The sequence below is a fragment of the Streptomyces sp. NPDC000410 genome (genome assembly GCF_040300305.1).
GTDB lineage: Bacteria > Actinomycetota > Actinomycetes > Streptomycetales > Streptomycetaceae > Streptomyces.
Map to the genome: position 1 here is coordinate 34,093 of NZ_JBEPDM010000004.1, position 12,871 is coordinate 46,963.

General features: G+C 70.3%; 11 protein-coding genes. 3 read left to right on the top strand and 8 right to left on the bottom strand.

Going from position 1 to position 12,871, the window contains the following annotated elements; translation table 11 throughout:
• Positions 1–113 precede the first annotated feature (113 nt).
• The 6 genes from ABT342_RS07105 to ABT342_RS07130 form a co-directional block, all read right to left on the bottom strand.
• On the bottom strand, positions 114–1,097 hold the full coding sequence (locus tag ABT342_RS07105; RefSeq protein WP_351568221.1) for a PLP-dependent cysteine synthase family protein: 984 nt from the start codon (positions 1,095–1,097) through the stop codon (positions 114–116).
• Positions 1,094–2,236: a histidinol-phosphate transaminase gene (gene hisC, locus ABT342_RS07110; RefSeq protein WP_351568224.1), complete on the bottom strand. Its 1,143-nt coding sequence runs from the start codon at positions 2,234–2,236 to the stop codon at positions 1,094–1,096. The genes ABT342_RS07105 and hisC overlap by 4 nt, the downstream gene beginning before the upstream one ends.
• The gene (locus tag ABT342_RS07115; RefSeq protein ID WP_351568227.1) at positions 2,233–3,675 is read right to left on the bottom strand and encodes an MATE family efflux transporter; all 1,443 of its coding nucleotides are present in this window, start codon (positions 3,673–3,675) and stop codon (positions 2,233–2,235) included. The genes hisC and ABT342_RS07115 overlap by 4 nt, the downstream gene beginning before the upstream one ends.
• The gene (locus tag ABT342_RS07120; RefSeq protein WP_351568230.1) at positions 3,672–4,652 is read right to left on the bottom strand and encodes an ornithine cyclodeaminase; all 981 of its coding nucleotides are present in this window, start codon (positions 4,650–4,652) and stop codon (positions 3,672–3,674) included. The genes ABT342_RS07115 and ABT342_RS07120 overlap by 4 nt, the downstream gene beginning before the upstream one ends.
• A gap of 47 nt (positions 4,653–4,699) precedes the next feature.
• A complete protein-coding gene (locus ABT342_RS07125; RefSeq protein WP_351568233.1) occupies positions 4,700–6,097 on the bottom strand; it encodes an alanine racemase in 1,398 nt (465 codons plus the stop codon).
• Between the two features lie 1,120 nt (positions 6,098–7,217).
• Entirely contained in the window at positions 7,218–8,462 is a 1,245-nt protein-coding gene (locus ABT342_RS07130) for an MBL fold metallo-hydrolase (protein ID WP_351568236.1), read from the bottom strand.
• Between the two features lie 260 nt (positions 8,463–8,722).
• Here ABT342_RS07130 and ABT342_RS07135 point away from each other — a divergent pair, with 260 nt between their 5' ends.
• The 3 genes from ABT342_RS07135 to ABT342_RS07145 all read left to right on the top strand — a co-directional run bounded on the left by ABT342_RS07135 (position 8,723) and on the right by ABT342_RS07145 (position 11,235).
• Positions 8,723–9,283, top strand: a complete 561-nt coding sequence (locus tag ABT342_RS07135; RefSeq protein WP_351568239.1) for a carboxymuconolactone decarboxylase family protein — start codon at positions 8,723–8,725, stop codon at positions 9,281–9,283.
• A gap of 107 nt (positions 9,284–9,390) precedes the next feature.
• The gene (locus tag ABT342_RS07140) at positions 9,391–10,590 is read left to right on the top strand and encodes a glutamate dehydrogenase (protein ID WP_351568242.1); all 1,200 of its coding nucleotides are present in this window, start codon (positions 9,391–9,393) and stop codon (positions 10,588–10,590) included.
• Between the two features lie 18 nt (positions 10,591–10,608).
• Positions 10,609–11,235 (top strand): TetR/AcrR family transcriptional regulator, encoded by a 627-nt coding sequence (locus ABT342_RS07145; RefSeq protein ID WP_351568245.1) that lies wholly within the window; start codon positions 10,609–10,611, stop codon positions 11,233–11,235.
• 55 nt (positions 11,236–11,290) lie between these two features.
• Here ABT342_RS07145 and ABT342_RS07150 read toward each other — a convergent pair whose 3' ends face one another.
• Both ABT342_RS07150 and ABT342_RS07155 read right to left on the bottom strand, forming a co-directional pair.
• Entirely contained in the window at positions 11,291–12,295 is a 1,005-nt protein-coding gene (locus tag ABT342_RS07150; RefSeq protein ID WP_351568248.1) for a DUF6745 domain-containing protein, read from the bottom strand.
• 125 nt (positions 12,296–12,420) lie between these two features.
• Positions 12,421–12,756, bottom strand: a complete 336-nt coding sequence (locus tag ABT342_RS07155) for a DUF8820 family protein (protein WP_351568251.1) — start codon at positions 12,754–12,756, stop codon at positions 12,421–12,423.
• Positions 12,757–12,871 lie beyond the last annotated feature (115 nt).

Sequence of the window (12,871 nt, forward strand, 5' to 3'; positions counted from 1 at the left end):
CGTGGTGTCAGTCGAGCGGGCCGACCAGAAAGGTGGATCAAAACGGCGCCCTGGATGGGCGGTTCGACGTTCGGGCAACGGTTCCGATGCCGTCAGGGGGCGTGACCGCGGCGCTACCGCAGCATCGTGGCCAGCCTGCGGACGACCTGTTCGTCGTACATGCCGTTGGAGGCCATCCAGTCGTCGTTGAACACGGTGTCCAGGTACTTGTCGCCACCGTCGCAGACCAGCACGACGATGGTGGTGCCGGGTGGCGCGGTCCGGGCCCGCTCCAGGGCCTTGTACACCACGCCGCCCGCCGAACCGCCGATCAGGACACCGAAGTTACGGGCCAGGTAGCGGCAGGTCTCGAAGGCTTCCGCGTCGCTGACCTTGATCCCCTCGTCGAAGACCTCGTAGTCGACGACACACCCGATCTCCGAGCCCGCCGGCGTACCGGTGCCGGACTGGTGGTAGGGCGCGCCTTCGCCGCCGAAGACGACGGATCCCACCGGCTCGACACCGACGATCTTCAGGTCCGGGATGCGTTCGCGGAGGAAGCGGCCGGTGCCGCAGAGTGAACCGCCGGTGCCGACGGCCCCGTACAGGTAGTCGATGTCGTCGCCCAGGTCGTCGTGGAGTTCACGGGCGAGCGGCCGGTAGCCGTTGGGGTTGCCCTCGTTGCGGTGCTGGGCGGTCCAGTACGCGCCGTGTTCGGCGGCGAGGTGCTCGGCCGTGGTGTCGCGTTCGGCGGTGGCGAGTCCTTCCTCGTCCCCGGCGACGTTGAGGATGTGGGCGCCGTAGGCGAGCATGCCTCGCAGCTTGTCCGTGCTGGAGTGGTTGTCGACCACGGCGGTGAACTTGTATCCGCGTTCGGCAGCGATGAGCGCGAGGCCGAGACCGGTGTTGCCGGAGGTGGACTCGACCAGCCACCCGCCGGGGGCCAGGAGCCCGGCCTCCTCCGCCTCGTCGACCATGTTCCTGGCCATCCGGATCTTGGCGGTTCCGGTGGGGTTGAACTGCTCAAGCTTCAGCAGGACGGTCGCCCCGCCTTCCGCGACGGGCAGCTTCAGCAGCGGCGTCCGCCCTATCAGGTCGGAGATCCTGCTCGTGATCACGGCTTGTCCTTCGCGCATATCTCGGTCAGACACCGTACGAAGACGTCGTTGTCCCCGGGGGTGGACAGTGAGGCTCGGATGTAGGTCTCGTAACCCGGCTCGCGCCACGCCTTGACGATGATCCCGGCACGGTGCAGCTCCCGGGCGACGTGGTCGGCGGGGTGGCCGGTGTCGATGAAGAGGAAGTTGGTCGAGGACGGAACGACGCGCAGTCCCACGTCGCGCAGACTCCCGGAGACCCGGTCGATCTCCAGGGCGGTGCGGCGGACCGTGTCCACCAGGTGCGCGTGGTCGCCCAGCGCGGCGATCGCGGCCTCCTGGGCCGGATGGTTCACGTTGTACGGGGTACGGACCCGGTCCAGGGCCTGGATCAGGGCCTCGTCCGAGGCGATGCCGTACCCGACGCGGACGCCCGCCAGGCCGTACGCCTTGGAGAAGGTGCGCAGCACGATCCACGGCCGGTCGAGACCGCGCAGGGCCTCAAGGCCGTCGGGGTAGCCGGGGCGGGACCGGGCGAACTCGCCGTACGCCTCGTCGAGCACCAGCAGGGCCGACTCCGGGAGGGCGGCCACGATCTGCGCCAGCTCGCCGGCGTCGAGCATCGCGCCTGTGGGGTTGCACGGGTTGGCGAGGAAGACGATCTTCGGGCCCGCCGCGGCGCCCTCGCTCCAGGCGTCCGCGTCGAACCCGAACTCGGCCGTGACCCGGACCTTCTGGACACGGGCTCCCATGACACGGGGGAAGGTCTCGTGCAGGCTGAACCCGGGGGCCTGGGTGACCACCAGGTCACCGGGGTCGAGGACTGCCTGGCAGAGCAGCTCCAGGATGTTCTCCGAGCCGTTGCCGAGCACGACGCGGCCGGCCGGCACGTCCAGACTCTTCCCGATGGCCTCCGCCAGCCGCCGCCCGGTGGGGTCGGGGTAGCGGGAGACGCCGTCGGCCAGGGCCTTCCGTACGGCTTCGGCGACCGCCGGGGAGACGCCGAACGGGTTCTCGTTGTTGGAGAGTTTGATGACGCGACCGGAGCCGCTGAGGGCGGCCACCTCGTCCGGGTCGGCGCCGGGATCGTAGCGGGGCAGTCCCGCCACCTCCCTGCGTATCAGGGACGTGGAAGGGGTCGGCGTGAGGACGGGGTTCATGACTGCTCCGGTTCCGTGACGGGTGCGCCAGACGTCTCCCGGTGCAGCCGGTCGACGCGGCGCAGGAAGGCGACCAGCAGGAGGACGGCGGTTGCGGCGAGGCCGATGGTCTGGCCGGTCCAGACGCCCTCGACGCCCCAGCCGGCCGTGACCCCGAGCAGGTAGCCCGTGGGAAGGCCGATCAGCCAGTAGCCGACGAGGGAGATCCGGAAGGGGCCGGCGGTGTCGCCGATGCCGCGCAGGATGCCGTTGCCGATGTTCTGGGTCGCGTCGAAGACCTGCATGAGGGCGGCGATCAGCAGCCCGGTCACGGTCAGCGCGACGATGTCCACGTTGTCGGCGTGCTCGGCCGAGACGAACAGGGACACGATCGCGTCCGGTGCCACCAGGTACACGACGGCGACCAGCAACGTCGCGATCACGCCCCAGGCGGTGCCGAGCAGCCCCATCCCGCGAGCCTCCCGGTAGTCGTCGCGACCGTCGGCCTCGCTGATGAGGATCGACGCCGCGTGGGAGAGGCCGGCGGAGATCATGAACACGATGTAGACGATCTGGTTCAGCACCGTCTGCGCGGCCAGGGCCTCGACGCCCAGAGAGCCGATGACCAGGGTGAGCACGCTGAAGAACCCGGCCTCCGAGGCGTAGGTGCCCGAGATCGGCAGGCCGAGGCGCCAGACCGACCGGACCGCGTCCCCGTTCCAGCGCCGCGCGTGGAGCGAGGTGAGGTAGGGGCGGACGGTGCTGTCGCGCAGGATCACCGCGACGAACGCCAGGAAGGACAGCAGGAACACGGTGACCGTGGCGATCGCGACGCCGACGAAACCGAAGGCGGGCAGCCCGAACTTTCCGTAGATCAGGACGTAGTTCAGGCCGATGGTCACGCCGACCGAGACCAGCGTGATGGCCAGCAGCGGGCCGGGGCGCTTGAGGCCCGTGGTGAAGTGCCGCAGGTTCTGGAACCACAGGCAGGGCAGCATGCCCGGCGCCAGGACCATCAGGAACTCGCCCGCCCTGTCGACCACGGTCGGGTCCTGGCCCAGCAGAACGAGCAGCGGGCCGATCTGCAGCAGCGCCACGCAGAAGACCACACCGCAGACGGTCGCCCAGAAGAAGCCCGCGAACAGCAGTGCGCCGACGCGGACCCTGTCGTCCCGCACCCGTGCCTCGGCCACCAGGTTGCTGACCCCGGTCACCAGGCCCGTACCGGTGGTGCGCAACTGGTTGAACAGCGCGATGGCCAGACCGGCGGCGGCGATCTCGACCGCGCCGAGCCTGCCCAGCATGACGATGTCGACCGTGGTCAGCGCGACATAGGCGAAGTTGGTGAGGATCAGCGGGAACGCCAGCTTGAGCAGCGCACGCGAGTTCCCGACCCACCAGGCGGCGCCGGTCGCCTCCGCGCGGCTCGTAGGGGTCGTATCCGTGGTTTCGGTACTCACCAGAAGTTGACCTTTTCTCCGCGCCCGGCCGCGAGCGCGAGGTCGGCTATGTACCGGCCGAGCGCGGCGTCGGTGACCGCCATACCGCTGTTGTAGGCGAAGACCACATCGTCCGGACGGCGCCGGGCGGGTGCCAGGCCGAGCAGGATGTCGGGGAGCTGGGCATCGACCTGCGGCAAACTGCCGTCCGCGCCCCGCAGGTCGTCGCAGGTGGCGTGCATCTGGGCGGTGTCCGTCGCGATCCGGTAGTCCGCGCCATGGCACACGTCGGCGTGCACGCCGTACCCGAGGAGTACGGCGACCGAGCCCGGCTTCATCCAGTCGCGCCGGACCTCCTCCGTGGCGGACAGGCCGGCGGCGCCGACCACGATGTCCGCCTCGCCGGCGGCCTCCCTCAGGTCCTTGACGATCTCGACCTCGCGGCCGCCGACGCTGTCCTGGACGGCGTGCAGCCCCTCGGGGTACGTGCCGAACACCTGCAGGCGCTCCAGCTCGGGCATCGCCCCGACGAGCATCGGCAGGGCTGCCTGCGCCTGGACGCCGGTGCCGACGACGAGGGCGGTCCGCGCGTCGGGGCACGCGGCACGGGCGAACAGGGCGGTGGTGGCCGAGGACCGCAGGGGGCCGAGCTTCACCACGTCCATCAGCGCGATGGGCGCCCCGGTGGTGTCGTCGACGAGGAAGACGAACGAGTGGAACCGGTAGGAGTCCCGGGTGCGGCGCGGGTCGAACTCGTAGACGGCCTTGAAGCAGACGGTGCTGCTGCCGGCGTCCCTCGCCACCATGGAGTAGCTGAGCGAGCGGTGGTCGGGGTCGTCGATGATCGTCTTGACCGGGTTGTTCGAGCCGCCTTCGCGCAGCGCGCGGTAGGCCTGCTCGACGACCGCGATCACCTGCCGGTGGTCGAGGTCCAGTCCTTCCTGCTGCGCTTGGGGCAACAGCCACAACTGCCCGGGCGGGGCATAGCTCGGGGACATGCGGAGCTTCTCCTTCGTGGGGGGTGTGATCGGATCGGTACGAGGTCTCATCGGATGCCGTCCAGGCGCCAGCGCGGCGCGGCCCCGTCATCACCCAGCCGGACGACGATTTTCGACGGCAGCGGGGCGTCGTGGAACGGCGACTCGTTGGAATCCATCTGGTAGCCGGCGGTGTTGAGGTAGACCAAGTGGTCACCACGCCCCACAGGGCGCGGGAAACCGATCTTCCGCCAGGTCACCATGTCGCTCTCCAGACAGGTCGAGCCCGCGACACAAGCCGGGAACAGCTCGTCGGCTACCGGTTGGGCGGACATCAGCAGCGGGTCGGGGAGATAGTCGCTGTTGAACCACTGCTCGGAGAGGCTGAAGCTGCTGCCGGTGACGGTGACGATCGCGTACCCGTCGGACTCCCGCCGGTCGTCCACCTGTTGAACGCGGAACAGGGTGAAACCGGCCTGGTCCAGCAGAGCACGGCCGGGCTCGACAACGAACCGGATGCCGTGACGTCCCGCTTTCGCGGCCAGGCTCTCGCCCCCGCCGACCGGGTGCGCCATGATCGCGCGGACCGCCTGGTCGGCGGACTGGCCACCGTACGGGTAGAAGTCTGTGAAGTCCTTGGACGCGTGATAGTGGGACGGCTCGTTCTGCGCGAGGAACTCGTTCCACAGCCGCGGCTCGACATAGCGGACCGGCAATCCGCCGCCGATATCGACCAGTTCGGCGTTCGCCGAACCACGCAGCCTGGCGTCGAGGCAGTGCTCGATCATCTCGTTCGCCGCCCTCGCGCGTTCCGCGCCGGAGTAGCCGTTGAGGTGGAAGGAGAAGCCCCGGAGGCTGATGTGGTCCGCGAGTTCGGCGCACAGACCGACGGCGGTCCCACGCTCGGCGGCGGACATCCCGAAGCGGCTTCCCGGCTGGCCCGCCGTGCGGGACCGCAGCAGCACCGCGGCCTGTCGCCGGGCCAGCCGGGCGGTCGCGGCGAGCCGGCGGAGTTCACTGACCGAGTCAACGGCGACCAGGCAACCGTGCTGAACGGCGAGAGCGTGCAGCGTGTCGTCCTTCTCCGGTCCTGATACTCCGATCCGGTTGCCGGGCACGCCGCCGGCCAGCGCCTTGACCAGTTCGGGGGTGCTGGCGACATCGACGCCCGCACCAAGGGCGGCAGCCGAACTGACGTAACAGTCAGCCTTGTTCGCCTTCTTGGCGAAGAGGATGTCGGCGTCGGTACCCGCGTCGGCGAACGCCCGGCGAAGCCTGCCGACGTTCTCCTCGAACACTTCGGGCAGCACGACGTGCAGCGGAGACCCGAGACCGTCCAGGAGGTCGGCCAACAAGGCGCGGTGGTCCGCCAGGAGCAGGGAGACGAGGGGATGTCGGAGTGCGGTGAGCGCGAAGGGCCGGACCGTGACCGTCGGGCGCTCCAGCACTTGTCGTGGGATGAGCACCCCGTACTTCTATACGATTATGACACTCATTTTCAATAGAGGCCGACCGGCGGCTCCGGCATCGAGTGGCGAAAGGGACGTTTTCGCCCCACATGAGGCGTCCGACTCGATGGCGCCCGCCCCGTGAAGCGGGAAGCGGCGAATCACGCGGCCGGCAGGCCGGAGGCAGGCAACGCTCGGAAAGGCGGATTCCACCGTGGTCCGGCGTCGTCATCGCGACGTGAGAATCCCCACGGGAACCCCACCTCATGGCACGGGTGCCAGGTGAGAATCGCCCCGCCGACCCGCGGGAATCCGGGCAGCCACCGGACCGTCCCCGCCTGCCACCCAAGACGCCCAGTGAGCCTGGGACAGACAACCCGAGGGTCGGGCGCAGTACGGAGATTCACCATCGACCGACACCCACCATGGAGCGCCTCGGCCTCATGGGCACACCACCCCGACGGCCCGACATCACTAACGACAAGCCCACGACCACAGGCCGCCTATTGGACACTCGAGCCCTGACGCCCCTGTCACAGAACCCACTCGGCGTCACAGAACGTCACACCCGAGAGGGGCGGAGGCGGAGGTCGACCGCCCGCTCAGCAGTCGGCGCCCGGGCCCCTTCGAGAGGACCCTGCCACAGGTCGAGACCGAACCCGGCAACCACCGACCCAAAGATGACGACCCGTCACCATCTGCGCCGTCCGTGCGTCAAACGTGCGTCACGTGCGTCGAATATGCGTCAAGATATCGCACCTAACGCACGTAACGCCCATAACGCACACTCGGAGAAGCAGCAGGTCAGCGGCCCTTTTCGGCAGGCTCAAGGATCGCGACACACTCGACATGGTGAGTCATCGGGAACACGTGCAGCAGGGTAGACGGCCCAGATCCCATGACCTCACCCCGCAGACGCACGCACTCACCCGTCCGTACATAGCCACATCTCAATGGTCCACGATGCGCGTTCGGACCACAACGCGCAAAGAGCCCTTCGAAGTCGGCAACGACCTGAACCGCTGAGCGACGGCTCCACGCTCTCCGCGGGGCGGCCCGTCCAAGGCTCGCAGCACACGGTCGCGCCCTTCGGGCGGGAGCACCCGCACCACCTCGGCAAGGTCGCCCCTGAACGACGTCAACGCTCGCCCGCGAGATCGAGATCGCCGCTGCGCGTATCGGCAGCGACCTCGGCGAACTGGGGGCGGCGCCACGGGTGCGCGATCGGATGGGACACGCTCCGCCACCACGGCTCCTCGGGCAGCTTCCCCGCAGGCTCGAACGGCTCGCCGGGACGGGGGAAAGCCACCGCCTGGCCGGCTTCCTCGGCTGCGTCCTTGGTCCACTCCCCCGGTTCCGCCCAGGCGTGGAGAGCCAGGTTGAAGGTGGCCCAGTGGATCGGGAGCAAAACACCGCCAGGCTGGCCTCCTTGCAGGTCAAGATGGGCCTGCACCCCCTGGGCAGGCGACATGTGAATGTCCGGCCAAGCCCCAGGAAGCGGCGTATAGTCCGTGTGGTTCTTGGGCCAGTACTCGCTGTACGCACCGACCTGGATCATGGTCGCGTCAAAGGGGCCGTGCTCCGCGCCGATCTCCTTGAAGCCGGGGAAGTAGCCGGTGTCCCCGCTGTGGTAGACCCGATGGCCCGTGGGGCCTTCCACCACCCAGGAGGCCCACAGCGTGTGCTGCTGATTACGCAGGCCACGGCCGCAGAAGTGGCGGGCCGGGGTGGCGGTCAGCCGCATCCCGGACACGTTGGTCGACTCGTTCCAGTCGAGTTCGCGGATCCGTCCCTCACTGACGCCCCAGCGCTCCAGATGGGCGCCCACGCCGAGCGGTACCGCGAAGAGCGTGTCCGTGGACGCCAGCGCGCGGATCGTGGGCAGGTCGAGGTGGTCGTAATGGTCATGGGAGATGACCACGACATCGACGGGGCCGAGCGCGGCGAGCGGCAGCGGGACGGGGTGCAGCCGCTTGGGGCCGGCGAAGGCGAAGGGCGAGCAGCGCTCGCCCCACACCGGATCGAACAGCACCCGTCGGCCGTCGACCTCGGCGAGCACGCTGGAATGGCCCATCCAGGTGAGCCGCAGCCCCGAGGCGGGGGGCTGTGCCAGGTCGGCGCGGGTGCCGAGGTGCAGCGGAACGAGGACCTTGGGCGTGCGGTGCCTGCGGGCCTCCTTCTCGAAGTAGATCTTCGCGAACTCCAGGGCGGAGCCGGAGGGCCTGATCCTCGCCCCGAGCGGGTTCTGGAACACCCCGTCGGCGAAATTCGGTGAGCGGCGGATCCGCTCCATCCGCTCCCCTGCCGGGTCGGCCCCGAAGGCGGCGGGCCGCAGCGATCGCAGCCGGGAGCGCAGTGGATGCGGAGAAGCAGCGCCGGTCACGGCACCTCCAAAAGTGTCCGGGTCGTTCCATTATGTGCGGCTGGTCGCACAAGCCCCACGGCAACCGCAACGAACGGCGCGGTCAAAAAATGCCGTCGGGCCCGATGCCGGCCTCCGGGTGATCCCCGGCGGTCTCCGGCGGAACTCGGCGGATCTTCGGCGGATCTCCGATCGACCTCCGGTGGATGTCACATTCCGCGGTACCCGGTCCGTCGTACGGGCGTCCCACACCGTTCGTCCGACACCCCAGGGAGCCCGTCATGGCCCGTATCTCGCTCACCCCGCCCCGCACGCTCTTCTACCGCATGACCGAGTGGTACTCGAAGCGTGTGTACGGGGACGTCCTCGACCCGGTGAAGGCACTCGGTCACAACGCTCGCGTCATGCGCGCGGATCTCCGCTTCGAGCTGGCGGTGGCCAAGTGGAACACGCTGGACCCGTCCCTCAAGGCCCTGGCCGAGATGGCGGCGGCGGCATCGATCGGCTGCAGCTGGCGCATGGACTTCGGCTACTGGGCCAACCGGCGAGAGGGCATCGACGCGGACAAGCTGCACGATGTGCCGGTATGGCACGAGAGTGCGGTGTACACGCCGCTGGAGCGGGACGTCATGGAGTACGCCGAGGCGATGACCGCGAATCCGCCCCGGGTCGAGGACGAACTGGCGGAGCGGCTGCTCTCCGCGCTGGGTGAGGCGGCGTTCGTCGAGCTGACCGCGATGGTGGCGGTGGAGAATCTGCGGTCGCGGATGAATGCCGCGCTGGGGCTGACCAGCCAGGGCTTCAAGGACCACTGCGAGGTTCCGCAGCGGGTCACCGGCTGAGTGGCGGCCCGTGCTCGGGGAACGCGTTGACATCGGCACGGGCCTCTTCGGATACTGACCGACTATTCAGTTCTCTGTCGGTTGCCCGCCCCCGAGGAGCCCGTCCGATGCACGCCCCCTTGCTCTCGCTCACCTGGACGGACCACGTCACCGGCCGCCAGGGCCACCTGGTCGTCGACCGGCTCGTCCGCGGGGTCTCCAGCGGCGGACTGCGGATGCGCGCGGGCTGCACGCTCGAGGAGGTGACCGGACTGGCCCGTGGCATGACCATGAAGGAGGCACTGCACTACGACGCCGACTCCGATTCCGGCGCCCCGCCGGCCCGGTACGTCCCGCTCGGCGGAGCGAAAGGCGGCATCGACTGCGATCCCCGGGATCCCGAGGCGTACGGCGTCCTCGTCCGCTATCTGCGCGCCATGCGGCCCTACATCGAGAACATCTGGACCACCGGAGAGGACCTCGGGCTCAGCCAGGACATCATCGACAGGGCGGCCGCCGAGGCGGGGCTCGTGTCGACCGTCCAGGCCGTCCACCCGCTGCTCACCGACGAGGCCGAGGCGCGCAAGCGGCTCGCGGACGCCTTCGCCGTCGAGGTCGGCGGCATCGGCCTGGACGAGCTGGTGGGAGGCTGCGGGGTCGCCGAGTCGGTACTCACGGCGCTGGACCGGGCGGGCACGGACCATGTCGGGACCCGGGTCTCCGTGCAAGGGCTCGGCACCATGGGCGGGGCGACCGCGCGCTTCCTCTCCCGGGCCGGGCTGAAGGTCGTCGCCGTCGCCGACATCAAGGGGACGATCGCCAATCCCGACGGCCTGGACGTGGAGGCCCTCCTCGCGGCGCGTGACGCCTACGGCACGGTGGACCGTACGGCACTGCGGTCCGGCGACCGCGAGCTGCCGGGCGACGCGTGGCTGGCGGCCGACGCGGAGGTACTCGTACCGGCGGCCGTCTCGTACGCGATCGACAGCGCCAACCAGTCGCGGATCACCGCGCGTTGGATCGTCGAAGCGGCCAACATGCCGGTCCTGCCCGAAGCGGAACGGCTGCTCGCCGCGCGCGGCATCACCGTGCTGCCCGATGTCGTCGTCAACTCCGCGACGAACGCCTGGTGGTGGTGGACCCTCTTCGGGGACATCGGCGCCGACGCGGAGGAGTCGTTCGCCCACACCCGCCGCTCGATGCGCGCCCTGACCGGCCGGATGCTGGCCCGCGCGGAGGCGGACGGTACGACTCCGCGCACGGCCGCGCACGCGATCGTCGCCGAGCGGCTGCCGGTCATCGCCGAGCGCTTCGGGTGGTACCGGTGAGCCGGATAGGGTGACCGGGTGGCGAGAGTCCGGTTGGGTGTGGCGGAGCGGCGGGAGGAACTGCTGCGGGCCGCCGTCGAGCAGATCGAGGCCCGCGGCGTCTCCGCCGTGCGGATCGCCGATGTCGCCTCCGCGCTCGGCGTGAGCAACGCCCTGGTGCTCTACCACTTCTCGACCAAGGAACAGCTCGTCGCGGCCGCCTTCACGCACGCCGCCGAGGACGATCTCGCCCACCTCCGCAAGATCCTCGGCCGGCGCACCTCGGCGGTGCGCCGACTGCGGGCCGCGGTCCGCTGGTACGCCCCCACCGGCCAGGCCAAGGGCTGGCGGCTGTGGATCGAGGGCTGGGCCGCTTCGCTGCGCGACCCGGCCCTGCGCGAGGTGGCGCGCGACCTCGACCAGCAGTGGAAGGCGGGCCTGACCGCGGTCATCGCCGAGGGCGCCGCGGCGGGCGAATTCTCCTGCGCCGAACCCGCGTCGGCGGCCTGGCGGCTGACAGCCCTGCTGGACGGACTGGCGGTGCAGATGACGTCGTACGCCGGATCGCTCACCCGCGCCGCCATGCTGGAGTGGACGGACGAGGCACTCGCCCGCGAACTCGGCCTCGACCGCGACGCCCTCACACACCTTCAGCACCTCAGGTGACGCCGACCGCACCTGCGCCTCACTCCTACCCGGTGCCGCCGCCCCGGGCCGCCGCTCAGGTCTGCCGCAGCGGCTCGTAGAGCGCCGCGTCGAGTCCGAACGTCCAGGCCACTCCCTCCTTCGCGGTGCGGGTGGTGGGCGGGACCCGCAGCCAGTACGTCTTGTGCGTGCCGTCGGGCTCCGGCGTGGAGTTGACGACCTCGACCATGACGACGTCCTCGTCGTCGGCCAGGCCGATGCGCCACAGGACGCCGGTCTCGTCGCGGTGCACCGGCTGGGCGCCCGACTCGTCGAGGTAGCGGTCGTAGCCGTAGAACTCCAGCATGACGCGGCGCAGTTCCGCGTTCTCCTCGGTGCGGATGCGCTCGGGTGTCAGCGAGGAGAGTCCGGACAGGAACTCGGCGGGCACCGGCATGCCGCGCCAGGCGTGCAGGGCGAAGCCGTCGGGAAAGGCGAGGGCGGGACCGTCACCGCGGTCGAGCCGGCCCGCCTCGTCGCGGTGCAGTTCCACGGGCCGCTCGCACAGCACCACGGCCTTCTCGAACGGCCACCACCAGCCCGCGTGTTCCGCGACCCGGGCGAGGCCCGCGAGCCGCTCGCTGCGGCCGTCGAAGGCGGCGAGCCAGGGGGCGTCGTGCTGGCCGAGCACCGCGTCGAGCAGCACCAGCCGGACGGCCGAGCGCTCGGCCGCCGTCCCGTCGGCGAGCGCTTCGGCGACACCGGCGCGTATCCGCTCGGCGAGGGCTCGTGTGACGTCCCAGAGCAGCGCCCCGGTCCTCCCCCAGTGCTCGGTCCAGCCCGCGGGGCCGAGTTCGTCGTGCACCCGGCGCCGCTCCTCGGCCCATGGGACCGTCCTGACCTCGTCGCGCACCGAACGCCCCGCGTCCTCCAGGTGCCGCACGACCGCCACCGCCGCCTTGGGCGAATCCGCCCAGATGAACCGCTCGGGTGCCGCGAGTCCGGCCGTCCGGTAGGCGAGCCGGACGCCCTCCTCCGCGGCCGCCCGGTCCGCCGGGCCCGTCGCCGCCGCGACGGCCCGCCACTTGTCCACGTACTGCATCTGCTGCCCCGTCCCCGGTTTCCGTTCCGAAAATGTCGTTCTGAAATGTCGTTCCGAGATGTCGTTCCGAGAAAGCGATTCGATGCCGGGCCGCAATGGCGCCCGGGATTCGATCGCCGTCGTCCTCAGTCCGCGACGATCCGCACCGCGCCCGGTATGTACTCCCGCTGGCGCACCACCCGGTACCAGCCCTTCGGCAGCGCGATCGCCGCGTGCTCCTCGTGCACCAGCCGCCCGCCCTCGGGAAGATGGAGCAGCATCGGGCCGAACGCACCCGGTTCACGGATCAGCCGCCCCGGCGCGGCCAGCGCGTGCGCGTGGCCGGTGACCTCGCCGAGCGCCAGCACGAGCCGGCCACGGCCGTCCCTCGGCTCGCCGGGCGCGTCCGCCGCGTCCACCGCGTGCGCCGGGACGGCGTCCTGCGCGACGGGCACGATCAGCACGTCTCCCTGCCGGTACATGGCTCTCCCCTCGACGGCCGGCACCGAGTGCGCCGGACCTGACATCGAAGCTAGAGGCGGGGTCTGACAATCGGCCCTCCGACGGCCCGCCCCACCGCTCCTGACCAGCCCCGCG